The sequence below is a fragment of the Alteromonas lipotrueae genome (assembly GCF_019249255.1).
Classification (GTDB): domain Bacteria; phylum Pseudomonadota; class Gammaproteobacteria; order Enterobacterales; family Alteromonadaceae; genus Alteromonas; species Alteromonas lipotrueae.
This window is the reverse complement of the sequence record NZ_JAESDJ010000001.1, coordinates 61731-85593: the sequence shown is the minus strand read 5'-3', so window position 1 is coordinate 85593 and position 23863 is coordinate 61731. Positions and strand designations below refer to the sequence as shown.

The following is a 23863-nucleotide window of genomic DNA, read 5'->3' as shown; positions in this document are numbered from 1 at the left end:
TACCCTGTGATGACAACATTATTATACTGGCGCTAACGTATCCAGCGGCCAGCGAGGTTTAGCTTGCGAAGAAAGCCCTAATACTTCACCAGCTTTCAAACGCTGCATCCCTGCATAAGCTATCATGGCGCCGTTGTCGGTACAGTACGCTAAGTTAGGGTAGAAAACCTCACCGCGTAAATCATCCATCAAGGTTTTCATTTGTGCTCGCAACATCGTATTCGCGCTTACGCCGCCAGCAATTACTAAGCGCTTCATACCCGTTTGTTTGAGTGCTCGCTTACACTTAATAATGAGTGTGTCGATTACCGCTTCTTGAAACGCGTATGCAATATTAGCTTTGGTTTGTTCGTTGTCATCGGCAGCGCGGATGGTATTAGCCGCAAAAGTTTTCAAACCGCTGAAGCTGAAATCTAAACCAGGGCGGTCTGTCATTGGCCTTGGGAATTTGTAGTGTCCTGGCTCGCCTTTTTCTGCCAGCTTGGCTAATAAGGGCCCTCCAGGGTAATCGAGCCCCAATAGTTTGGCCGTTTTATCAAAGGCTTCACCAGCTGCATCATCTATCGACTCACCGAGAACTTCGTAGCTGCCTATACCTTCTACTTTTACCAACATAGAGTGACCGCCCGATACTAACAATGCAATAAAAGGAAATTCAGGCGCGTTGTCTTCTAACATGGGGGCGAGTAAATGCCCCTCCATATGATGTACACCTACTGCGGGTACACCCCACGCGTAAGCTAAAGAACGCCCTACGGAAGAACCTACTAGTAAAGCACCTACAAGGCCTGGGCCTTGGGTGAAGGCTACGCCGTCTAATTCGTTAGGTTGGGTGTTAGCATCACTAAGCGCTTTTTCGATAAGCGGGATAATTTTTCTAACATGATCCCGTGACGCAAGTTCAGGCACTACACCACCGTAATCGGCGTGTAATTTAACTTGGCTGTATAATTCGTGTGACAATAATCCCGCAGTATCGTCATAAACGGCGATTCCCGTTTCATCACAAGAAGTTTCTATTCCTAATATACGCATACTATTCCTAATATTTGCATTGAGCCAAACCTTACTTTTACATCTTTAACATCAATGTTTACGGTACAACAAACACCAAAGGCTTACTTAGTTATCGAACCTGTCGAGCACAAGCTATAGCCGAATCGCAAGTATTGAGCATAAAGTATTGAGCATAATCAGCATCATTTACCCTGCAAGAGGATACTTGAGTTACCTCAGCACTTATTGCAACAAAGTTTATTGCAATAGATCAGCACCTGACCTGTTTGATCATCTGCGGTCTGTGATATGATCCACTCAACCAATGCGGGATCGCGCTGAATTCTTCTTCTCACGTAGACAGATAAAAGGTATTACCTTGTCTCAGAGGGCGCAGAGTTTACCTTTATTCCGCATATCTTGGAATGGTGCTTCGTTTATTTGCGCAATATTGCCTATTTTTTGGCAATTCAGTCTTTACTTTCTGTTCGGAAATGATTAGAATTTCGCACCATTTTTAACCCGGGTGGCCTTTTTAGCGCTCAATTTCCCGGAATTATACAGCAAAAGTTTTGAGGTGAGTGTTTAAATGCCTATCGTTAAAGTTAGAGAAAACGAGCCGTTTGATGTAGCGCTGCGTCGTTTTAAGCGTTCTTGTGAAAAAGCAGGCGTATTGTCTGAAGTTCGTCGTCGTGAGTTCTTCGAAAAGCCTACTTGGGAACGCAAGCGTAAGAAAGCCGCTGCGAAAAAGCGTCATCTAAAGAAATTAGCTCGTGAAAACGCACGTCGCGTAAAACTCTACTAAAACAGGGTTAACTTACGAGTCTGAAAGGTGTTGCATTTGCAGCACCTTTCGCGTTTCTGGGGTACAGAAAACTTTCATTCGCGCTTGTTATTCTTTATTAACATCTAGCGCGGCGGTATTAACATCTAGCGCAGCGGTATTAACATCTAGCGCGGCGGTATTAACATGCAGTGCGTCGGTGAATATCAAGACCCTCTGATAGACTCTCGATTTTTAATACCCCACTGACTCGCCCGTTATCGATAGTGTATGCCTTTTTATGAGTATCCCTACATAGAATGTTTTTTTACTTTTACTGTTTTACTTTTTTCTTTTTATAACTTTTTTCTTTATACCTTTATAATGACTTTCCTTCTTTGTTGAAACTTTACTTAATTTGGGAGCATCATGGCTTTAATAGACGATTTAAAATCTGCACAAAAAGATGCAATGCGCGCTAAAGCGAAATTACGTCTAGGCACCATTCGCATGGCAATAGCAGCCATTAAACAACGTGAAATCGACGAGCAAATCACCCTTACTGATAGCGATATTCTTGCAGTACTAACCAAGATGGTTAAACAGCGTCAAGATGCCGCCTCTCAATTTGATGCCGCTGACCGTGATGACTTGGCCAGTAAAGAGCGTGAAGAGATTATCGTGTTGGAAGGTTTTCTTCCGCAGCCTTTAACCGAAGACGAACTTGCCACCTTAATTGATGAAGCTATGGTAAGTACCGGTGCTCAAGGTATGCAAGATATGGGTAAAGTGATGGGTAGCCTAAAATCACAAGTACAAGGCCGCACAGATATGGGCGCACTAAGCGCTAAAATAAAAGCCCGTTTAAATGCCTAAATATCGATAAAAATCGAGTGGTAGAAATAGAACTAGCCAGGTTTGTGTAATCGCAAACCTGGTATTTTCATTATTTACCTTCCCTGTTAAAGTACTTTTTTGTGCTACCCTAATTACCGTTATAAGCATTAGTGTCTCCCCATGGCCGGAAAAATACCTCGCGATTTTATTGATGATCTTCTCTCACGCACCGATGTTGTAGACATTGTTGATAGTAGGGTGAAGTTAAAAAAAGCGGGCAAAAATTATCAAGCTTGCTGCCCTTTTCATAATGAGAAAAGCCCTTCTTTTACCGTAAGCCAAGAAAAGCAGTTCTATCATTGCTTTGGTTGTGGTGCCCACGGCAACGCGATTTCCTTTTTGATGGAGTTCGACCGCCTTGAGTTTGTTGAGGCTATTGAAGAACTCGCCAAACTCTACGGGTTAGAAGTACCGAGAGAAAAAGGCCACTTGCCTGTGGTTAGCGAAGAGAAAAAGCAACAGCAGCAAGACGACTACTCACTAATGGAACAAGTTGTTCGCTTTTTTCAACACCAACTTAAACAAGATGAAAATAGCGGCAAAGCCATAGATTATTTAAAAAGCCGTGGGCTTAGTGGCGATATCGTTAAGCAATGGGAAATAGGCTATGCACCAGACAGTTGGGATGCGTTGCTAAAAACCTTTGGCAAAGACCAAGCCCGAGTAAAACAGCTTATCGACTTAAAATTGGTTAATCAAAACGACCAAGGCAGACGCTACGATTTTTTTCGCGACCGAATCATGTTCCCCATTCGGGACAAACGAGGCCGCGTAGTCGGTTTTGGTGGCCGCGTATTAGAAGACGGCGGCCCAAAATACTTAAACTCCCCTGAAACCCGTATTTTTCATAAAGGCAGCGAGCTCTTTGGTTTTTACCAAGCTCGTCAACAGAACCGTCAGCTCGACGCAGTACTCATAGTTGAAGGTTATATGGATGTGGTGGCGTTAAGTCAATTTGGTATTAACCAAGCAACGGCTGCACTTGGCACCGCCACCACGGCTGAACATATGCAAATGTTAGTGCGCGCAACCCCGCATATTGTTTGTTGTTATGATGGCGACCGTGCAGGTCGAGAAGCGGCGTGGCGCGCATTAGAAAATGCCCTGCCCGCGTTAAAAGACGGTGTCAGACTGTCTTTCTTATTCTTACCTGACGGCGAAGACCCAGATACTATGGTAAGAAAAATTGGTAAAGATGCCTTCATGGAAATGCTTGATAATGCTATGCCATTGTCACGCTTCTTCTTCGAAAACCAATTGAAAACACATAAAGTGGGTACACCGGAAGGTAAAATAGCGCTTCGCAAAGCAGCCATGCCATTAATTGAGAGTGTGCAGGGTGACGACCAAAAGCAAATGCTATTAGAAGAGCTTGCTAAACACACCGGTGAATACGATAGATTTAAATTGCAGCAGGATATATCCAAAGCGAACCATGCCAGTAGCAAGCCCGCATATTCAGCGAATAGAAACCAAGTAGGTAAAGCTCGCTTGTCACCGCTACGCATGCTGATTAGGTTACTGCTAGACTCTCCCTCGTTAGCCACACGTTGTGATGACGTGCAACCTTCCGTATTTGAAGGGAGTGACGCAATCGGAATGGATCTTTTATTGGATATTCATCGCTATTGCGCGCAATATCCCCAAGCAACCACTGCACAGCTGGTTGAAAACTTCCGTAATCATCCCCATTCTTCTACTATCGCGAAATTATTGTTACAAGAACATCTTGTTAAAGACGAGGATGCTGAGCGTGTTTACAGCGACAGTTTTGCTCGATTACTCGATTGGCATTTCGATAGCCGCATAGAAACTTTAATTTCCCGCTCTCGGGTTCAGCCACTCACTCAAGTGGAAAAAGAGGAACTGAACTTGTTAATGAAGGAGCGCCAGAAAAGCTGACCATAAGGTCGAGGCTAATAACTGGCTAAAAAAACAGCCGTCAATCTGGTAAAACCATTAGTAATTCTGCTATACTGGCTAATTCGCTGCACGCACGCTTATAAGCATAAATGTGAACAAATTTGCAGCAATGTCAGTAGCAATTATAAAGCCGAACAAAACGGGCAGAACCAAACCCGGGCAGGTGTGCACCGTTTAATATGACGTGACACCGAGCGGAAGCGGCATTGATACAACAGTAGTACTACAGAGAAATAATGTACATACCTCTTTGGTATGGGTATTTCTATTGCAAACTAATTGAATGTGAGAAGTGTAGGTTATATGGCGCAAAGCAAGCAGTCTCAGATTAAACTCCTGATTGCAAAAGGTAAAGAGCAAGGTTACTTAACCTTTGCAGAAGTTAACGACCACCTGCCGCAAGATATTGTCGATTCTGATCAAATTGAAGATATTATTCGCATGATCAACGACATGGGAATTCAAGTTTCTGAATCTGCTCCAGATTCAGATGAACTTCTCATGCAAGAAGCAACCGCCGATGAAGACGCAGCTGAAGCTGCTGCTCAAGCGCTTGCTACCGTAGAAAGCGAAATTGGGCGTACCACCGACCCTGTGCGTATGTATATGCGTGAAATGGGTACGGTTGAGCTTCTTACTCGTGAAGGCGAAATTGAAATTGCCAAGCGTATAGAAGATGGAATTAATCAGGTTCAGTGCTCTGTTGCTGAATATCCTGAAGCCATCACCTATTTGCTCGATCAATGGGACTTGTACGAAGCAGAAGAAATTCGCATCAGCGACATTATTTCTGGTTTTGTTGACCCGAATGATGATCAAGATCTTGCTCCTACGGCCACACACATCGGCTCTGAGCTTTCAGAAGAAGAACTGGAAGATGAAGATGACGACGATGACGAAGAAGACGAAGATGAAGGCGGTGTAGATCCTGAATTAGCCCGCGCTAAGTTTGGTGCCCTTCGTGATCAATACATCAAAGCACGTGACGTTATCGAGAAGAAAGGCCGCTCTCATGCTGCCGCTCGTGAACAAATCAATGCATTGAGTGAAGTCTTCAAAGAATTCCGTCTAGTGCCTAAGCAATTTGATCGTATGGTTAAAAACATGCGTTCAATGATGGACAAAGTGCGTATCCAAGAACGTCTTGTTATGAAGTTCTGTGTTGTTAACGCTAAAATGCCTAAGAAAGATTTCATCAAGGCATTTGCAGGAAACGAAACGTCTTCTGCTTGGTTAACAAAAGCGATTAAAGCTAACGCAGCTTACTCTGACGCATTAGCCGTTAATAAAGAAGAAATTGAACGCTGTATTAGCAAGATGAACCAGGTTGAACAAGAAACTGGTTTGGTTATTGCTGATATCAAAGACATCAACCGTCGTATGTCAATTGGTGAAGCAAAGGCTCGCCGTGCGAAGAAAGAGATGGTTGAAGCTAACTTACGTTTGGTTATTTCAATTGCTAAGAAATACACCAACCGTGGTTTGCAATTCCTTGACCTTATTCAGGAAGGTAACATCGGCCTGATGAAGGCGGTAGATAAGTTTGAATATCGCCGTGGTTATAAGTTCTCAACTTATGCTACCTGGTGGATTCGTCAGGCAATTACCCGTTCTATTGCCGACCAAGCGCGTACTATCCGTATTCCTGTGCATATGATAGAAACGATTAACAAACTTAATCGTATCTCTCGTCAAATGCTACAAGAAATGGGTCGTGAGCCAACACCTGAAGAGTTGTCTGAACGCATGCTTATGCCAGAAGACAAAATTCGCAAAGTGTTGAAAATAGCTAAAGAGCCAATCTCAATGGAAACGCCAATTGGCGATGATGAAGATTCGCATCTAGGTGATTTTATCGAGGACAGCACCATTATACAGCCCCTCGATTCTGCGACCGGCGGTAGCCTTAAAGACGCAACACAAGAAGTGTTGGCAGGGCTTACAGCACGTGAAGCGAAGGTACTTCGCATGCGTTTCGGTATCGACATGAATACTGACCATACACTTGAAGAAGTGGGTAAGCAGTTTGACGTTACCCGTGAGCGTATTCGTCAAATTGAAGCGAAGGCATTGCGTAAGCTACGTCATCCTAGCCGCTCTGAGCAGCTACGAAGCTTCTTAGACGAGTAGAATATTCACAAGTATTAGAACAATTAAAAATCCCCTGCTTTGTCAGGGGATTTTTTTTAACTGAGTTAGCGCTAAGCTGTGGCACAACATGGTCACTTGCCAAAGTAATTACGTTCCATTTGCGGCGCTAATTATTCAGTAGCTCCGCGATTTGTACTGGCCGATAGCAACTTAATGCCAGATACAAAAACGCCCTCAATGTTGAGGGCGTTTTTATATTTAGTTAGCGGTTATACGCGGAACTGCTTTGCTATCAATTCTAAATGCTGTGCTAAATCGGCAAGTTCGTTACACATAACACCTAATTCGCCCGAACGACTAGAAGTTTCCTCTGTACGTTGGTGAATTTCTTCAACGTGCTTCACAATGTCTACCGCCACTGAACGTTGATCTTCAGTGTTGTGCGCAATCTGTTCGTTCATTTGATTAATGCGACCGATTGTACTGGTTATTGTTTCTAAACTAACACCCGCTTTATTAGCTGTTTCAACACTATTGGTTGCTTGCTCGGTGCCGCGAGACATTACTTCCACTGCTGAATGCGCTGCGCTCTGTAGCTGCTCAATAGTGCTCTGAATCTCTTCAGTCGATTGTTGAGTACGTGATGCAAGGGTACGAACTTCATCAGCAACAACAGCGAAACCACGCCCTTGCTCACCCGCCCTAGCAGCTTCAATGGCGGCATTAAGCGCCAGTAAGTTAGTTTGCTCGGCAATGCCTTTAATCACATCGAGTACCGAGCCAACTTTGTTCGAATCTGACTCAAGACGCCCAATCACATCAGCGGTTTCACGCACGTTTTCGGCTAACTGCTGAATACTGGAAACGGTTTGTTGTACAATTTGACGGCCTTCGCCAGCGGCGCTAGTCGCTTCGTTAGCATCACCTGCAGCTTGTGCGGCACTGTGTGCTACGCCGTCTACTGAACCACTCATTGTATCAACCGCGAGTTTGGCGTTTTGTGCAGACTGCTGTTGAATATCAATAGTACGCTGGGTTTCCTCCGTTAGGCCGCGAAGGTTTTGCGCCAAGTTAGATAACGGTAAACTCGCCTCAACCACGTCTTTCACTACGCCTTGCAGTTTGTCCATAAACTGATTAAACCAATACACCAACTCGCCAATTTCATCTTCACTTTTCGTTGCGATACGAACGGTCAAATCACCGTTTTCTTGGGCAATATCTTTAAGCGAGCGCACTACGTCATCGATGCTTTTCTTAATACCTTGGACGATGGGCACCGCGGTAGCAAACAACAACAAGGTGACGACAATAGTCATTATCACACCGGTACTGATTAACGAAATATTTGCCGCGTCGGTTTTCGCAAAAGAAGCATCAAATGCAGATTGCTGCTCATCTCTAAAATTTGTCATTGAAGCAATAACAGCATCGTACGAACCGTTCATCTGCTTAGATAGTTGACCTAAGCGGCTAAAGTCAGCCGTTCCATCAACCATTGACTGAGAAACGTCGTACGCCACTTCAAAATAATCATCGAACCCAGCAGAAATCTTTGATATCGCGGGGCGAAACTCAGGGCTGATTGCACTTATCTCGTCTAGCCCAGCTTTTGCATCTGTGGCCAATTCACTCGCAGCGCTCAATGTATCTTGGTCGCCTGTGGTTACCGCACTACTTAGCGTGTCCCTGACTTTTTGCATATCTACCAAGGTAGAGGCAGACAATTGAAGTGCGGGAAACTGAACGTTTTCAACTTTCTCGAGGGTGTCGTCATTGTTAAGTGCAACGTAAACCGTAATTAAGAGGTAAATAATAAAGCTTAGTGCAGCAATTCCCGGTATCAGAAAAATCTTTGTTGCGATGGGCATTTTTTTTAGAAAACTCATTTTTATCTCACCAGTTACGTCACGTTACTTTAAGCACGGCCACAGATCATGGCTTTATAATTCTATATCTTCACATTCTTAAAAAACTTTAGAAATATCTTAGCCCCCCTCATTACTGAGCGGGGCCTAAACTTTGCTATAAACGAAGACTAGAAAGTGTAGTTAACACCCACTCTCAATAGCGTCGCATCATTCGCGTCGTTTGCATCATCTTCGAACCAAGTGACTTCACCTTTAACCGCGAAACCAGGCTCAACATCGTATCGTAAACCTGCTGTTAATGCAGAAGTATCTTCCAAAGTCGATGCAGCTACAGCTGCAAAGCCTTGATACAACGATGACCATGTTCCGTCAGTAACGGCATCGCCAGTAGATATAGTAGAAGGAACATCGTTTAAGTAAGTTGTAACATCATCAGGATCTGACTCTTTATGTTCATAAGTAATGTGTGGAGTGAACTTACCGAAACGCATTCCCGCGGTAATATACCAAGCATCATCATTTGCGATAGGAGCTTCATCAAATGAAATGTGGGTATATTCTGCACCTACAAACCAATCGTATTTATCTATATTCACGGCAAGTTCGAAGAAACCAACGGTATCATCTTCAATTAAGAAGTTTTTTGAAAACTCAGTGACAGTAGGAACGATCGGAGAAAATTGATTAATGCTATTAGTTAAAAATTCTAGATCTTCATTTGGACTATTAAATTTAGCTTGCGCATAAATAGTACGAATATTGAACCAATCACGAGTGGCCTCAAAAGAAATACCAGTAAGGTTATCCGCCTCTAATGTACCGGATTCTGAACGTCCTGCAAAAAGTTGTGCTCCATATTCCCAGTCACCCGCGTAGTTGCTGTAATCGTAACGAACACCATCAATATTGTTGATAAGTACGCCGTAAACCGATTGTGGCGGTGTTAGCCAGTGGTACGAATAACCCACATCCAAAGAAGCAGAATATTTGAATAATGGCAGGCGAACTCTTCCAGCACTGATACTCGAGTTATTTGAAAGTGCATAAGTCATATATGCCCATTCGAAACTTGCATCGTAATCGTCACTTCCACGACCAACAAGCTGCGCTGTTGCAGAAAGCTTCTCACTAACATCACCACGCACTTGAAGTCCGAAAACACTCGCAGGCTCGAAATTAAAATCGCTGTCGTAACCGTATACCGCTTCGTCATCATCTAGTGTCATACCACCGATAAGGTTGGCGAACCCATTGATTTTTATGTCTGCAACCGCTGGCATGGCGATTAAGCTAGCAACTGATAAAAGGGCAAGTTTGGTTTTCATGTTAAATCCTTAAAAATTCTTAAACTGTGTAATCAAAAAGTGGCAACTACGCGAACGCTTCCGTCTACGGAGCCAGCATCTACATAGCCAATTGCACCTGGGTCTGCAGCAACAGCTGAAACCACCTCGGCGTCGCTACCTAATGCTTTAGGAGGCTGACCTTTCCCAGTAAAAACTAATTTAGACCAAAAAGCGGTAAGCTGAGACGCTGATTTATTCAAAACTTTACCGTTGAATTCGTCTGTAGCGGCCTGCCCTTCAGCAAGTGCTAGCGGTACTACCTTCGTGCCGTTTGGAAAAGCTTTCATTTTGTTAAGGAAGAGTCGGCTGATTGAATCTTTGTCTAATGCATCGCCGTTAGACGGGTGAACTATCACTGCTACATCTGCAAAAGCCATGCTGCTGCACAAACTTGCTGCTAGTATCCACTGTTTCATTACATGTCCTCTAAGTCGTATTTGTTTCGGTAGCGCAATTAAAAGAACGTTAACCTTTAATCTACCTATACCGATGTGCTTATTTTTTATTCTTACTCATACAAATATCTTCTGTGCTTCAAGATTAAGATAAGTATTAGCAAGGATTAGAAAAACTGCCAACTGAGATACAAAAAATTTGCTTTAAATTTCGTTGTGTTCAGCATAGCCCTAATACAGTTGGCGCAGTTTAGGGTAGAGAGGCGTAGAAGCAACTATACAAAAGGATAAAGGTATTGGCAGAACTTATAACTTCATACGTAAAAATAGCAGAGATGTGAAAAACAATTAAATATAGTTGTTAAAATTCAGTTAGATAAAAAATCTCCAGAGTTCTATTTAGGAGTGGCGAACGATATTATTGTATAAAAACATATACCTTAATACCGCCCGACTTTTTGAACTTTTCCGTACTTATTGGTTAAGCACTGAGCAGAATCATAGTAAATGAGTGTCTAAAAACACGATCTTACCCTAGATGTGAGGGCTTAATTTTCTTCGCCTTTACGGTAGGGAATTTCAACTTCTAAGCGTTCTATTTCAACGGTTCTTTGCTGGGGGGAACCTGTGTTTCGAGCAAGCCAACTGTAAGCCGTCGGTACCACATACAATGTCATAAAGGCAGAAACCAGAACACCCGCAGCGATAACCATACCAATTACCATGCGACTTTCTGCGCCAGGACCAGACGCAAACACTAAGGGCAAAGAGCTAAATACCGTAGTAAACCCGGTCATAACGATAGGGCGAAGTCGCTGAGCAGCTGCCCGTCGTAGTGCGTCTTCGAAGTTCATACCTGCATCTCGAAGTTGATTAGCAAACTCCACAATCAAAATACCGTTTTTCGCCGCAAGACCAATCAGCATAACCAGCCCTATTTGGCTATAAATGTTAAGTGTCATACCGGCAAAATAGAGTCCGATAAAAGCGCCCACCAGCGCAAGAGGTACAGTTAACATTATAACTAGCGGGTGTACCCAACTTTCAAATTGCGCAGCGAGAATTAGGTATGTGACCGCAAGCGCCAACAAGAACACATAGATAAACGAATTCCCTTGTTCTTGATAAAGCTGTGACTCGCCTTTGTAGTCGATAGACACATTGTCAGGTAGCTCTGTGCGTACGATATTCTCGAGGTAAGCTAAGCCCTCTCCTAACGTATAGTCGCCGGCTAAGTTCGCTGAAATGGTGACAGCACGCATGCGATTATAACGATTTAAGCGTGAGGAAGTCGCCTGCTCTTCGAAAGTAAGCAAGTTGTCCATGGGAATAAGCTCGCCGCTTCTTGAAGAACGAACATAAAGATTATCGATACTATTTGGGCTTCTAAAATCAGCCTCTATACCCTCGATTATAACATCGTACTCTTCGCCCCTATCTAAAAATGTAGAGACCGTACGTTGCCCTAACATGACTTCTAAGGTACGGCCAATATCACTTATAGACACCCCCAAATCAGCCGCCCTATCTCTGTCTATATTGACCAGAAGCTGAGGTGATGTTTCTTTATAATCAGAGTCGATACGAACTAAGTTTCGATTTTCTGAGGCCTTTTCGATTAGGATGTCACGCCACTCAACTAAGTTCTCGTAGGTATCACCTTGCAATACAAATTGTACGGGCCTACCAAAACCTGCGCCTGAAATACCACTTCGCATAATGGCGAAGGCTCTCACATCAGGCACGGCATCAAGCTTCGCACTTATTTCATCCATCAATGTGAAGGTGCTAAAATCACGCTCATCCCAATCGGCAGAGCCAACAATGGCGATCCCGGCATTGTTGCCAAACCCTGGAGTACGTACCAGTAACCTACCTATTTTACCGCTTTCACGGTAAGGCATTAGGATGTCTTCGATAAGTTTAAGGTTAGCGGCATTACTTTCGAAACTCGCGCCTTCTTGGGCATTCATTAATATGTAAAAGTTTCCCCGATCTTCTTTAGGCACGAATTCACTAGGTAACTTTTCTGAGATTTGTACTAGTGCCACCACTGAAACAATTAGCAATAGCACCATGATAAACGGCTGGTGAATAGTACTTCCCAAGCTTTTAAAGTAGCGGTTTTCGAGGGCATGAAAACGCTTATCCATCCACGCACCAAATCCTACTGAACGCGTCCTTTTTTTAAGAATTTTCGAGGCCATCATAGGCGAGAGGGTTAATGCGGTGAAACTAGAAAACGCCACAGCAGCAGCAATAGCCAGGGCAAACTCAGTAAACAAACGCCCTACATTCCCTTCAAGAAACACTAAAGGCACAAATACAGAAATCAGTACCAAGGTAGTTGCAATAACCGCAAAGCCAACCTCTCTAGCGCCTCGATAAGCGGCTAATATGGGAGGTTCACCCATTTCTATTCGCCGGGAAATATTCTCAAGCACCACGATGGCATCATCTACCACCAGCCCAATCGCTAACACCATAGCAAGTAAGGTAAGTAGGTTGATAGAGAAGCCTAACGCGTACATCACAATAAATGCTGCCACTAGAGACACGGGTACAGTGACTGCAGGAATAAGTGTGGCGCGCACATTTCCCAAGAAGAGGTAAATAACAATTACCACCATAAGCATGGCTATGGCGAGGGTTTCATAAACTTCATTAATCGATGCCTCAATAAATACTGAGGAGTCATAGCTAGGCACAATGAAAATATTGTCCGGCAAGGTTTCTTCAATTTTTCTGATTTGCGCTTTTGCTGAGCGAGCAACATCTAAAGTATTCGCTTTTGATTGCTTTATAATGCCCAAACCAATCATGTTAACGCCGTCACCTCTAAACTCGGTTTCGTCGTCTTCAGCCGCCAACTCTACATTCGCAATTTCCCCTAAGCGAACGAGGTATCCATCGTCCCCTACTGCTACGGTTAACGCCGCAAAATCTTCTGGCGATAAGAACGTACGCGCTACACGTACTTCAAAGTTTCTATCGAGCGACTCAACTTCACCAGCGGGAAGTTCAACGTTTTCAGAACTAATGACACTTTCAACATCGCTTACGGTAATACCACGGGCAGCCATAGCGTTTCTATCAAGAAATACTTTCATGGCATAGCGACGACCACCACCAATTTGAACCCGTGCAACCCCATCGGCTACCGATAGGCGGTCCACTAGGAAGCGCTCTGCGAAGTCGGTAAGCTCCATGGTATTAAGGTTTGTACTACGCAGGTTGTACCACACAATGGCACTTTGATCGGAATCGGCCTTTGAAACTTCTGGAGGATCGGCCTGATCAGGCAAATTATTCAGTGCCCGACTCACTCGCTCTCGCACATCATTAGCGGCAGCGTCGATATCTCTGGATAATTTAAATTCTATGGTGATATCAGAACGTCCATTGGTCGACGTTGAAGTAATATTTTTAATCCCTTCAATACCCGAAATTCTGTCCTCGAGTAGTTGAGTAATGCGGGTTTCAACAATATTGGCCGATGCGCCTGTGTATTTGGTTGAAACCGATACAATGGGCGGGTCGATGTCTGGGTACTCACGAAGCGCCAACATGGAAATGGCGACCACGCCAAATATAATCAGTAGCAGATTGATAACCGTTGCAAATACCGGCCTTTTTACTGAAATGTCAGATAACAACATGGCTTAACCCTCGTTGTTACGGTTAAGAACGTTAACAGCAGATTGATCGCGTACTCTAAGCGTGCCTTCCGTAATCACTTCGTCACCACCTTTAAGTCCAGAGACAATTTGAACGATACCAGGTCGGCGTTCGCCAATAACCACCTCGCGTTGATGGGCAACATCGCCTTCTACCACATAGACATATTGAATATCTTGCACTGGCACTAAAGCTTTCTCAGGAATAATAAGTGTATCAAGCACACGTTTTTCAACCACGATGGTAAGTAGCATGCCCGGCCTTAATCGTTGGTCTTTATTGTCGATAATTGCGCGTACGCTAATAGCGCGGCTGATGGGGTCTAATCGGGTATCAATATGCGTGATTTCACCACTGAACATTTCACCTGGATAAGCCACCGATGTCGCCGAAACCTTCTGGCCTTTTGCTACACTCGCCAATTGGTTCTCGGCAATGCTAAAATCAACTTTTACTACGCTAATATCATCAAGGGTGGTAATAACACCAGCGGGCTGCACCAATGAACCAATACTGACTTGTCGTGCACCAAGCACACCAGAAAATGGCGCGCGAATTTGCAAGTCATCAACCTGCGCTTCAGCGATGTCTAATTGCGCTTCTAATCCTTTTACACGCGCTTGTTGTTCATCAAGTAACTGTTCTGAAGCCGCGCTAGACTCACGTAAGTTAAAAATACGGGTGTATTGGCGCTTTGCTTCATCAATATTGGCGCGCAATTCAGCAACCCGAGCCAGTTCTTCATTATTGTTTAGCTGAATAAGCACTTGGCCAGCCTTCACACTATCGCCATCTTCGAAGTTAACTGAGCGCACGGTTTCGGTAACTTGCGCAGTGACTGCTATCGATTCATTCGCTCTGGCAGTACCGAGGGCTTCAATGGTTATCGCCATTGCGCCTTGCTCTACCAATATGGTTTTCACTGTTGTCGCCAGAGAGCCGCCTTTTTTCACCTGTTCTTCTGCAGGCAAGTTTACATAGACAACCACAGCCGCTAGCAATAAAGCACCTATTAATAATGGAGATAGTAATTTGCGTGAAGACATAACCTTTCCTATTGGTAAATATGCACCACGTGATAAAGTAACCAAGTTGGTGCATTAACGAGATTCAGGGTCGCGTTCAAACCAAATCCTTTATCTACGTTTTTATTATTATTAACTTTTTCTGAATAGTATTTTACCCAAACTAATGAGTATCAATTTTCGCTTATCATCCATTTTGGTAGTTTTAACGCTTTTTGGATGTACAAAGAAGGTGCCTGAAGCACCTTTTTGCCGAAGCACGAATAACGAGGAGCATACTCAAAATGCCGCCGCATGCATCATTAAAGTGCAAAACAAAGCGCTTTTGATCAAACATCGCCTTTCAAACCGTTTAGATTTCCCCGGTGGCGGAAAAAAAGAGGGCGAATCATTAGTTTGCGCAGCCCACCGAGAAACATGGGAAGAAACAGGTTTCAATGTCGAGGTAGGTGAAAAATTGGCCGTTACACAAAATGGTCTCGCGCTATTTGAGTGTACATTAAATGCTGGGGTAGAACACTTGCCAGATGTGTTTGATGCGCCGCCATGGGCAAAACTAGAAGTGATTGAATTGGTAAAGGCCGACCCCTTTTTGCTCACCCATGTTCAACTTCGCTTTCCTGATGATCTAATTGCGTTTCGCGATAGCTTTAATAAAATTAAAGCAAGCCAATCTCAGCAAGAATAACGTGTGTTTGGTTGTGCCAATGCCCTTGCTTTGGTAATTTGATTACCCGCTGTTATTAGAAGGGGTTAAGCCATCATTATCTTCAAGTTTAGCCTGCTATATTTAGGAGACAGGCCATGTATTCATTAGCTCCTCTTAGCCTTAAAGGCAAAGTGTCTGAAATAGAATGGCAAACGCGCGTCGATTTAGCCGCATGCTATCGACTGGTTGCTGATATGCGTTGGGGCGACCTTATCTATACGCATATTTCGGCTAAAGTCCCCGGCACCGACCATTACTTAGTTAACGCCTTTGGGTTAGGATTTGACGAAGTAACCGCGTCTAACCTTGTAAAAGTTGATCTTGAAGGTAATATCCTTGATGACTCGCCTTACCAAATAAACCCCGCCGGATTTACTATCCATAGTGCCATTCATGAGGTTCGTCACGATGCAATGTGCGTTATTCACTTGCACACACTCGCCACCATTTCTGTGGCATCGGTAAAAGGCGGATTAAAGCCTTGGAGCCAGTATTCTTTATTTTCACTTCCCTCGCTGTCGTACCATAGTTATGAAGGTTTGGCAGTAAACGACAGTGAAAAGAAAAGCCTTCAAGATGATTTAGGCGATACCAACCATATGCTGCTGCCTAATCACGGAGGGTTAACTGTCGGCCCCACCGTAGGCGATGCTTTCATGCGCTTTTATGATTTACAAAGAGCCTGTGAAATTCAGCTGGCGCTCATGCAGTCGAACGAAGAAGTTATTGAGATACCGCAGCCTATTATTGACGGTATTTATCAGCAAGCCAGCGTAGTGCACAGTGGTGAAACCGGCGGCCAGAAGGCCTGGCCCGCCATGCTAAGAAAAGCCTACAAGCTCGACTCTGGCTTTTGTGAATAATCCATATTATGCGTCGTTGCCAGTGCCGCTAGCGACGACTACAAACAGACAATAGAGAAACCATAAATGAAAGTAACCAAAGTAGAAATATTTGATATTGAGTGCCCAAAGCGCCCAGCGTGGAACCCTGTTTTCGTACGAGTGTATACCGATGAAGGCATTACCGGTGTCGGTGAAGCAGGCTTAGCTTACGATTGGGGTCATAGTGCTGCAGCGCACATGATAAAAGAAATTGCAGAAGCCATGCTAATTGGCTTCAACCCATTCCACACTGAGCTATTGTGGTCGCGTATGTTACGTGAAGGCTTTTGGGGCTTAGGTGGTGGACCTGTTATTTATGCAGCCATGAGTGCTATTGATACTGCACTTTGGGACATTAAAGGCAAAGCCCTAGGCTTACCCGTTTACGAACTGCTGGGCGGGAAAACCAATGGCAAACTGCGCAGCTATGCCAGCCAATTGCAGTTCGATTGGGATAAAGAAGTCACTAAGCTAAACGACCCGGCCGACTATGCACGCGCGACCGAAAAAGCGTTAAAAGATGGCTACGATGCCGTGAAAGTAGACCCTATTGTTTACGATAAAGACGGTGTCACCCACTTCGATCGCACTAAACTTTTCTCTAAGCCAGAACTAAAGCTATTTAAAGCCCGTTTACAAGCCATACGCGACACCATGGGTGAAGACGGCGATATTATTTTTGAATGCCACAGCTTGTTAGGGGCATCTACCGCCATCCAGCTTGGCGATATTGTTGAAGAAATTGGCTGCTTGTATTACGAAGAACCCGTCAATTACTTGAATTCAAAACTACACGATAAAGTGGCTAAAAACGTAAACGTACCGATTGCTGGTGGTGAACGCTTGTATCATCGCTGGGACGTGCGCCCTTATTTAGAAGACCAGTCTATTGATGTACTACAGCCTGACGTAGGCTTGTGTGGCGGCTTTACTGAAGCGAAAAAAGTATGTGATTACGCCGATATTTATGACGTGCGCATTCAAGCCCATGTATGTGGTGGGCCGGTGGCGACAGCAGCAAGTTTGCACTTAGAAACCGCAATACCTAATTTCTTAATTCACGAACACCACACCTACGCCATTAAAGACTGGAACCGTGAACTTTGTCTGCAAGACCCACAACCCGTAAACGGCTTTATTGAAGCGCCAGATACCCCAGGGTTAGGCATCGATTTGAATGACGAGATTGTTTACCGCTCGCCTCATATGACAATAACTGAACTTAAATAGCGAAACACATAGATTGGGGCAATGGTTCTCCTTGCCCCGACTGTTTTCAAGGATAAGAAGAAGTATGTCAGCCTCGCCTTCCCCATCGACTATATTATGTTCGTCGCCCGTCTCGATTGTTACTTACACGCCAATCGCGTTAACCCGCAAATTCAGTGCGCTTACGCCGTCTTTAACCAGTAAAGTTGAAGAAGCCATGCACCGCCAAGATTGGGTGCTCAATCAAGAAAGTAAACTGGACATGGGTTATGTATCAACAGACTCAGACTTATTAAGCCCCATGTTTACCCCATTGGTAAAACTTGAAATCGATCATGAAAGTCCGGCTTTTCAGCATGCGTTTTCAACCCTAGAAGAAATAGGTCTTCAGCTTCAGGGGTTGAATTTACGGTTATATCAAACCGGCATTGCGACCTTACAAGCTACATTGGCACCCGCATCTGAGGCTCAACTCACTCTGTGTTGGCAGAAAATTAAAAGCAGAGATATCGAACAAAGCCTGTCTTTAATTTTACAAGCGGCAGGAGGTGTAATGATTAACTTGCTGAACACCACCTTCGATACACTGAGTAAACGCTGTAAGTTACTGACCTCTGAACTTACAGACAATGATGCGGTATTGTGGACTGGACGTTGTTATATTACCCGCGTTCCAGAATCTACCGAAGAAGCCAAACAGGTGTTTTCAATTATCCACGAAAACCCACCCAACAATTGTGAGAACAATGAGGCTTTCTTTCGTTCGGGAAATTGCCTATTTTTAAACAATGATATTTCGCTGTCGTTGGATAACCGACGGGTTTTGTTTTTACTTCAGCATTACAATGCTATGTTGTATGCCTATCAACAATCGATGAGCAACGCCTATCATCAGCTGCAATCGCTTAAGGCACTGTCGCCGGGCAGACGCAGAAAAGCCCTTGAAAAGTTGATCCAGCGCATGGTTTCAATTAGAACCCTAGCGTATATTCGATTGGAGTTTTGCGATTCGCTTCGAGGCCTGCAAGGGAGTCGAAAACCATTGGCGAACGCACTCATAGATGCATGGGAAATTATTGCCGTAGAAGACAGTTTACTTGATAGGGCAGCCTATATTAATAACGCAATATCAAGTTACGAGAACCAACTTAATCGTGCTATAAATAAATCGATTGAAGTAATACTCATGTTAATTGGGGGTATTTCTTTGGTAGATATTACCAATAATTTTGTCGCCGCCTCACACTCTGTGAAGCACGATTCGACGTGGGGTATCTACGATATATTCTCGCTAATGTCATCTGAAAACACGGTTAACTTAGCCTTAATAGCGGTGCTATTAATGGCCTTACTATTTGCGAAGAACAAATGAACAAGCGTACTAAATTTACGATTATATTGACACCAGGTTCACACGCTTACGAGCCAGTGAAACACGCGTTAAACGAATATTTATCTACCTATTATGGTGGATGCACACACATTGATTGTGAAGGTTCATGGCGCGAAGATGCCTGCGAATTCAAGCCTCGCTACGACGCCAGTTTGATCACAGAAAAATCACTCTGTGTGTGGTGCGCGGTAATGCCAGATAAAGCAGAGCGCTTTGTGGATGAGCTTCGTGCCTTCCTCACTATATTGAAAAAACAGCAAAGCGCAGAATTTAGCTTTATTCATATAGAAAGCCAGACGGTGGCCGCCCACCATCAACTTATAGACTAATACGAGGCTTAAGGATTTAGCGTAGCACCTTGTAAGCGGGGCTGAGAAGAGTCGTTTAAATATCTACGCCATACCAACGCGCGGTATTGTTTGCCATTAGGCTACACTTTGCGTCAAGGGTAAAATTTGCCAGCATTTTTTCGTATTGTTGCCACAGTGTTTGATAACTGTGGCGCCAGTTAGAAAGTGGGAAGTTACTTGCTAACATTACTCGCGACACACCAAATATAGCGACTGTTTCCACGACCACATTTTGCGCACTGCGCCAATGCCAATCTCTGCACTGCATTTCCCATCCCGAAAGCTTTACCGCCACGCGAGAACACTGAGCAAGTGCTTTCATATTAATACGCCACTGCTTAACGTAGGCAGCTGTAACGGCAGAACTTAATAGTGCCGCACCTGTGTGATTAATAATAACTTGCAGTGTCGGTCGTGCTTCTAATAGCCTAAGTAAAGCATTGACCCCCTTGCTGTCACCCACATCCAATTGGGCATCGAAAGACAACCCATATTCGCTACAACGCTTCAGCGCATGTTTTGTTTTAGGGTGGGTTAATATAGAGGCGGCTTGTTCATCTAAAATATGGCGAAGCCCCGCCACTGAAAAGAACCCTGCTAATATTTCTATATGAGACAAGGTACTTTCACTACACAAATCGATACTTGCAACGCTTTTAAAAGGTAGTTGAGCACGCTGTTCTAAATAACGGATTTCGCGCCAAGGGCGTTGATTATCGAACCCTGCCTCAATATGCACATAACCAGCAAGAGTGTGACCGCTGGAAAGTGTTAAACTTCTCTCACCGCACGCCAACGCAATGGCTTGCTTATCCTGCCAATACGGCGGGTTTTGCGGCTTCAGCCAGTGATAATCACCCGCCTCTTGGGCAAAGAAATGTAGATGACCATCGACGATATTCACTTGGCGGTATAACCGCCATCAACAGCGTGTAAGCTGCCAGTAATAAAGTTCGCTTTTTCACTGCAAAGAAAGTACACCAGTTCAGACACATCTTCGGGTTGGCCAATTCGGCCAATGGGTTGCTCGGCGGCCTCTTGGGCTACGACTGCGGTTTTATCAGCACCTGATGCTGCAACGTACTTGTCAATGGCGTGGTGAAACAAGGGCGTTTCAATCGTGCCAGGGCATACTGCGTTGGCTCTGATATTAAAAGGGGCATAATCCAGTGCTGTGGTTTTTGCCATAGACGCTAAGGCAGACTTTGTTAACCCATAGGCAAAAGAGTTTTGTTTACCCACAAAACACTGATCTGAACCCATCATCACAATAGCCCCGCTTTTTTGTGCTTTCATGATAGGTAATGACGCTTTAATTGCGCCGTACGCCCCCTTAATATTTAGGCTCATCACCTTATCAAGCAATGCTTCATCGGTGTCTTCAATGGTTGCCGACACGTGCATGCCTGCGTTACAGACCAACGCATCTATACGGCCATATTTCACCGCGATATTATCAATAGCATGACGCACCTGTTCCACATTACTGACATCACAAGCCACCCATTCAGCGTTAGTTGGTGTGTCGTCAAAATCTCTTACATCTAGGTTTATCACTCGGTAGTCATTTTCACTGAATGTATGACAAACCGCTAACCCTATTCCTAAGCTACCGCCGGTAACGACACAAACTGATTTTCCGTGGCTCATGAGTACTCAACTTCTTAATACATGGAATTAACTATAGTTATAGGATGCCAGCGAGCTATCGAAAAGCAAGCTTTGGCAAAGATTATGATGGCCCTGTGATATAAATTTAAAGGCGTTGAGTGGTTATTGTACAAATACAGCGATATTATTTTTCATTAACTTTCCCTTAACGGGCTACTCTGTCTATGCTATTTGTGTCTATAATGTGGCAAAATTAAAACACTTGTTTGAAAAGGGAGTCTTCCATGCCTCTGTACCACGCCCCTACTACCGATTTTCAGTTCTTACTTAAGGACTGGTTAGGCCTAGATGCCCACTATGAAAAGTTGGGTATCAGCGATTTTGATAGCGAACTGGCTAACGAGATTATTGCACAAGGCGCTAAATTCGCCATTGATGTTGTTGCACCATTAAACCGTGAAGGTGATGAAGAAGGCTGTAAGCTGGAAGACGGAAAAATCACCACACCGAAGGGTTTTGCCGACGCTTATCAGGAGTATGTAGCCAATGGCTGGAACGCCATGCTAGGCACAGCTGAATATGATGGCCAAGAACTTCCCTACACCATGGCAGTGCCTGTGCATGAAATGCTAAATGCCGCAAACCTAAGCTGGCGTTTAACGACTATGCTGACAGAAAGTGCCACATTAGCGGTGACTAAACATGCTAGCAAGGAATTAAAAGACAAGTATCTCGCTAAACTCATCAGCGGCGAGTGGACAGGTACGATGAACTTAACCGAACCGCATGCTGGCACCGACCTTAGCTTACTTAGCACTAAGGCTGAACCACAAGGTGACGGAAGTTATAAAGTGACAGGTAATAAAATATTTATTACTGCTGGCGATCAAGACTGGAGCAGCAATGTTATTCATTTGGTACTTGCTCGCTTACCCGATGCGCCTAAAGGCGTGAAAGGCATTAGCTTGTTTTTAGTGCCCAAGTTAATGCTTGATGATAATAACGAGCCAAGTACTGCGAACTCGTTATCTGTGGGAAGTATCGAACATAAGATGGGTATCAAGGCGAGCCCGACCTGCGTGATGAATTTCGATGAGGCTACAGGCTGGCTAGTGGGTGAAGAAAACCAAGGCTTAGCCTGTATGTTCACTATGATGAACGACGCACGCTTCCAAGTTGGCTTACAAGGTCTGGGAGCTGCAGAAGCTTCTTACCAAGGTGCGTTAACGTATGCCCGTGAGCGAGTTCAATCTCGTGCGCCGCAAGGCATTCAAAACCCTGACGGAAAAGCCGATCCTATTGTATTTCAGCCTGATGTAGCCCGTATGCTACTCACGCAAAAATCACAAATTGAAGGTAGCCGCGCACTCTCTTTGCTTTACGCAAAGTACATGGACATAGAAAAACTAGGCACTGACGAGGAAAAAGAAAATGCAGATAAAGTGTTGCAGTTTCTTACGCCAATTTGCAAAGCCTACATGACAGATATGGGCCTTGAAACTACTAGCATTGGGGTGCAAGTATTTGGTGGTCATGGGTTTATTCGTGAGTGGGGCATGGAGCAATTGATGCGTGATGTACGTATCGCTATGCTGTATGAAGGCACTAACGGTATTCAGGCATTAGATTTAATTGGTCGAAAATTAACCCGCGATGGCGGGCAAATGATGGAAGCAACTTACGGGGCGTTTGCACAGTTGGTTGCTGATATTAGCGATGCTGAAAACAAAGGGCTGGCGCAAGGTCTACTTGACGATTGGCGTGCATCATCGGCTGACTGCCTAGGTATGGATGGCACTACTGCAGCAGCGGCAGCAGCAGATTACTTAGCCTATTCTGCCTACTCGCTAATTGGTGTGCTGTGGTACAGCATGGCAGATAAAGCGGCGAGTACAGATAACGCGGTGCTAGCTTCTTCTAAGCAGAAAACCCGTGACTTCTATATGCAGCGAATATTGCCGCGTCGCAATGCACATAAGCAAGCATACTCAGCAGGCTATGAAAGCACACTGGCTATATCTGGCAGTGAATTCGATTACATTTAACTATAATCGTTAAGTAAAAAAAAACCGCCGATAAAGGCGGTTTTTATTATCTTATCAATACAACAACAGCAAACTAAAACCCGTTAAGCTCTGGTGTTGTTCCTGCTCATTGGCACCATCACAAACGATGAGCAGCGGTGTTAATCGTGACTCACTATGCTTTGTGCAAACGTATCGTTAAACCAATCTTCAATCATGTTCTTCTCGTAAACCAGATTATCGGTGCTCAGCCTACGATTAACAGTATTCATGAACATCATATCTTTAATCTTAACGTCTTCGCTTTTAAGCACGGTGTTATCACTGCCAGAAAGTACATATGAAAACGACATTCTGGGAATGTCTATTTCCTTAATGATCCTTACATCAGTAGCAGACTGCCCCATACCAACAAAAGATGCAGGCCAGACCTGACCTGCTAAATCTAAGTCTGTTACGGTAATTAACAGCTTTTGATCTTCGGGAAGATTTTCAGCGAGTTCAATAAAAAATTCATCGAGCTCTTTAAAAGTACGCTCTCTAAAGTGCACGCGAGATTCATTCGACGGCTTAACATCTCGGTAAGACTTTGGTTCTTTCCAAGTTACTTCAACCTGTGCTGCTTGCAACACACCAGACATACCCACGCTGGCGAGCAATACCGCACATAAACTTAACTTAGCTATTTTCATGTAACC

19 protein-coding genes are annotated in these 23863 nt (G+C 44.3%); 10 read left to right on the top strand and 9 right to left on the bottom strand.

Annotated features, from left to right (window positions below; genetic code table 11):
• Positions 1–21 precede the first annotated feature (21 nt).
• On the bottom strand, positions 22–1035 hold the full coding sequence (tsaD, locus tag KYS23_RS00340) for a tRNA (adenosine(37)-N6)-threonylcarbamoyltransferase complex transferase subunit TsaD (RefSeq protein WP_159528715.1): 1014 nt from the start codon (positions 1033–1035) through the stop codon (positions 22–24).
• Between the two features lie 550 nt (positions 1036–1585).
• Here tsaD and rpsU point away from each other — a divergent pair.
• The 4 genes from rpsU (at position 1586) to rpoD (ending at position 6709) form a co-directional block, all read left to right on the top strand.
• Entirely contained in the window at positions 1586–1801 is a 216-nt protein-coding gene (gene rpsU / locus KYS23_RS00335; protein WP_012517258.1) for a 30S ribosomal protein S21, read from the top strand.
• Positions 1802–2188: 387 nt separating this feature from the next.
• The gene (locus tag KYS23_RS00330; protein WP_159528713.1) at positions 2189–2635 is read left to right on the top strand and encodes a GatB/YqeY domain-containing protein; all 447 of its coding nucleotides are present in this window, start codon (positions 2189–2191) and stop codon (positions 2633–2635) included.
• A 141-nt stretch (positions 2636–2776) separates the two neighbouring features.
• On the top strand, positions 2777–4558 hold the full coding sequence (gene dnaG, locus KYS23_RS00325) for a DNA primase (protein ID WP_218417879.1): 1782 nt from the start codon (positions 2777–2779) through the stop codon (positions 4556–4558).
• Between the two features lie 324 nt (positions 4559–4882).
• Positions 4883–6709 carry an RNA polymerase sigma factor RpoD gene (rpoD, locus tag KYS23_RS00320; protein WP_013785437.1) on the top strand — a complete coding sequence of 609 codons (1827 nt, stop codon included), beginning with the start codon at positions 4883–4885 and terminating at the stop codon, positions 6707–6709.
• A gap of 230 nt (positions 6710–6939) precedes the next feature.
• On the opposite strand, the gene KYS23_RS00315 is transcribed toward rpoD, so the two are convergent.
• The 5 genes from KYS23_RS00315 to KYS23_RS00295 form a co-directional block, all read right to left on the bottom strand.
• On the bottom strand, positions 6940–8559 hold the full coding sequence (locus KYS23_RS00315) for a methyl-accepting chemotaxis protein (RefSeq protein ID WP_159528710.1): 1620 nt from the start codon (positions 8557–8559) through the stop codon (positions 6940–6942).
• A 149-nt stretch (positions 8560–8708) separates the two neighbouring features.
• The gene (locus tag KYS23_RS00310) at positions 8709–9866 is read right to left on the bottom strand and encodes a topoisomerase IV (protein ID WP_218417878.1); all 1158 of its coding nucleotides are present in this window, start codon (positions 9864–9866) and stop codon (positions 8709–8711) included.
• A gap of 32 nt (positions 9867–9898) precedes the next feature.
• Entirely contained in the window at positions 9899–10303 is a 405-nt protein-coding gene (locus tag KYS23_RS00305) for a type 2 periplasmic-binding domain-containing protein (RefSeq protein WP_159528706.1), read from the bottom strand.
• Between the two features lie 527 nt (positions 10304–10830).
• On the bottom strand, positions 10831–13941 hold the full coding sequence (locus KYS23_RS00300) for an efflux RND transporter permease subunit (protein WP_218417877.1): 3111 nt from the start codon (positions 13939–13941) through the stop codon (positions 10831–10833).
• Between the two features lie 3 nt (positions 13942–13944).
• Positions 13945–15006 carry an efflux RND transporter periplasmic adaptor subunit gene (locus KYS23_RS00295; RefSeq protein WP_218417876.1) on the bottom strand — a complete coding sequence of 354 codons (1062 nt, stop codon included), beginning with the start codon at positions 15004–15006 and terminating at the stop codon, positions 13945–13947.
• Positions 15007–15217: 211 nt separating this feature from the next.
• Here KYS23_RS00295 and KYS23_RS00290 point away from each other — a divergent pair, with 211 nt between their 5' ends.
• The 5 genes from KYS23_RS00290 to KYS23_RS00270 all read left to right on the top strand — a co-directional run bounded on the left by KYS23_RS00290 (position 15218) and on the right by KYS23_RS00270 (position 19509).
• The gene (locus KYS23_RS00290) at positions 15218–15673 is read left to right on the top strand and encodes an NUDIX hydrolase (protein WP_232370567.1); all 456 of its coding nucleotides are present in this window, start codon (positions 15218–15220) and stop codon (positions 15671–15673) included.
• A 116-nt stretch (positions 15674–15789) separates the two neighbouring features.
• Positions 15790–16557 carry a class II aldolase/adducin family protein gene (locus KYS23_RS00285; protein WP_218396273.1) on the top strand — a complete coding sequence of 256 codons (768 nt, stop codon included), beginning with the start codon at positions 15790–15792 and terminating at the stop codon, positions 16555–16557.
• Between the two features lie 66 nt (positions 16558–16623).
• Positions 16624–17808, top strand: a complete 1185-nt coding sequence (locus tag KYS23_RS00280) for a mandelate racemase/muconate lactonizing enzyme family protein (protein WP_159528696.1) — start codon at positions 16624–16626, stop codon at positions 17806–17808.
• Between the two features lie 64 nt (positions 17809–17872).
• Positions 17873–19159, top strand: coding sequence for a hypothetical protein (locus KYS23_RS00275; protein WP_218417875.1), 1287 nt, complete (start codon positions 17873–17875; stop codon positions 19157–19159).
• Positions 19156–19509, top strand: a complete 354-nt coding sequence (locus KYS23_RS00270) for a hypothetical protein (protein ID WP_159528692.1) — start codon at positions 19156–19158, stop codon at positions 19507–19509. The genes KYS23_RS00275 and KYS23_RS00270 overlap by 4 nt, the downstream gene beginning before the upstream one ends.
• Positions 19510–19564: 55 nt before the next feature.
• Here the strand turns inward: KYS23_RS00270 and KYS23_RS00265 are convergent, their stop codons facing one another.
• Both KYS23_RS00265 and KYS23_RS00260 read right to left on the bottom strand, forming a co-directional pair.
• A complete protein-coding gene (locus KYS23_RS00265; protein WP_218417874.1) occupies positions 19565–20434 on the bottom strand; it encodes an amidohydrolase family protein in 870 nt (289 codons plus the stop codon).
• On the bottom strand, positions 20431–21180 hold the full coding sequence (locus KYS23_RS00260; protein WP_159528688.1) for an SDR family NAD(P)-dependent oxidoreductase: 750 nt from the start codon (positions 21178–21180) through the stop codon (positions 20431–20433). The genes KYS23_RS00265 and KYS23_RS00260 overlap by 4 nt, the downstream gene beginning before the upstream one ends.
• Positions 21181–21425: 245 nt before the next feature.
• Here KYS23_RS00260 and KYS23_RS00255 point away from each other — a divergent pair, with 245 nt between their 5' ends.
• Positions 21426–23186, top strand: coding sequence for an acyl-CoA dehydrogenase family protein (locus KYS23_RS00255; RefSeq protein ID WP_159528686.1), 1761 nt, complete (start codon positions 21426–21428; stop codon positions 23184–23186).
• A 140-nt stretch (positions 23187–23326) separates the two neighbouring features.
• On the opposite strand, the gene KYS23_RS00250 is transcribed toward KYS23_RS00255, so the two are convergent.
• Positions 23327–23857, bottom strand: a complete 531-nt coding sequence (locus KYS23_RS00250) for a DUF3016 domain-containing protein (protein ID WP_218417873.1) — start codon at positions 23855–23857, stop codon at positions 23327–23329.
• Between the last annotated feature and the right edge of the window lie 6 nt (positions 23858–23863).

What these genes read in the sequence shown, in the direction of transcription:
- tsaD (WP_159528715.1), bottom strand. Translation starts at nt 1,035, where the DNA reads ATGCGTATATTAGGAATAGAAACTTCTTGTGATGAAACGGGAATCGCC.
- rpsU (WP_012517258.1), top strand. Translation starts at nt 1,586, where the DNA reads ATGCCTATCGTTAAAGTTAGAGAAAACGAGCCGTTTGATGTAGCGCTG.
- KYS23_RS00330 (WP_159528713.1), top strand. Translation starts at nt 2,189, where the DNA reads ATGGCTTTAATAGACGATTTAAAATCTGCACAAAAAGATGCAATGCGC.
- dnaG (WP_218417879.1), top strand. Translation starts at nt 2,777, where the DNA reads ATGGCCGGAAAAATACCTCGCGATTTTATTGATGATCTTCTCTCACGC.
- rpoD (WP_013785437.1), top strand. Translation starts at nt 4,883, where the DNA reads ATGGCGCAAAGCAAGCAGTCTCAGATTAAACTCCTGATTGCAAAAGGT.
- KYS23_RS00315 (WP_159528710.1), bottom strand. Translation starts at nt 8,559, where the DNA reads ATGAGTTTTCTAAAAAAAATGCCCATCGCAACAAAGATTTTTCTGATA.
- KYS23_RS00310 (WP_218417878.1), bottom strand. Translation starts at nt 9,866, where the DNA reads ATGAAAACCAAACTTGCCCTTTTATCAGTTGCTAGCTTAATCGCCATG.
- KYS23_RS00305 (WP_159528706.1), bottom strand. Translation starts at nt 10,303, where the DNA reads ATGAAACAGTGGATACTAGCAGCAAGTTTGTGCAGCAGCATGGCTTTT.
- KYS23_RS00300 (WP_218417877.1), bottom strand. Translation starts at nt 13,941, where the DNA reads ATGTTGTTATCTGACATTTCAGTAAAAAGGCCGGTATTTGCAACGGTT.
- KYS23_RS00295 (WP_218417876.1), bottom strand. Translation starts at nt 15,006, where the DNA reads ATGTCTTCACGCAAATTACTATCTCCATTATTAATAGGTGCTTTATTG.
- KYS23_RS00285 (WP_218396273.1), top strand. Translation starts at nt 15,790, where the DNA reads ATGTATTCATTAGCTCCTCTTAGCCTTAAAGGCAAAGTGTCTGAAATA.
- KYS23_RS00280 (WP_159528696.1), top strand. Translation starts at nt 16,624, where the DNA reads ATGAAAGTAACCAAAGTAGAAATATTTGATATTGAGTGCCCAAAGCGC.
- KYS23_RS00275 (WP_218417875.1), top strand. Translation starts at nt 17,873, where the DNA reads ATGTCAGCCTCGCCTTCCCCATCGACTATATTATGTTCGTCGCCCGTC.
- KYS23_RS00270 (WP_159528692.1), top strand. Translation starts at nt 19,156, where the DNA reads ATGAACAAGCGTACTAAATTTACGATTATATTGACACCAGGTTCACAC.
- KYS23_RS00260 (WP_159528688.1), bottom strand. Translation starts at nt 21,180, where the DNA reads ATGAGCCACGGAAAATCAGTTTGTGTCGTTACCGGCGGTAGCTTAGGA.
- KYS23_RS00255 (WP_159528686.1), top strand. Translation starts at nt 21,426, where the DNA reads ATGCCTCTGTACCACGCCCCTACTACCGATTTTCAGTTCTTACTTAAG.
- KYS23_RS00250 (WP_218417873.1), bottom strand. Translation starts at nt 23,857, where the DNA reads ATGAAAATAGCTAAGTTAAGTTTATGTGCGGTATTGCTCGCCAGCGTG.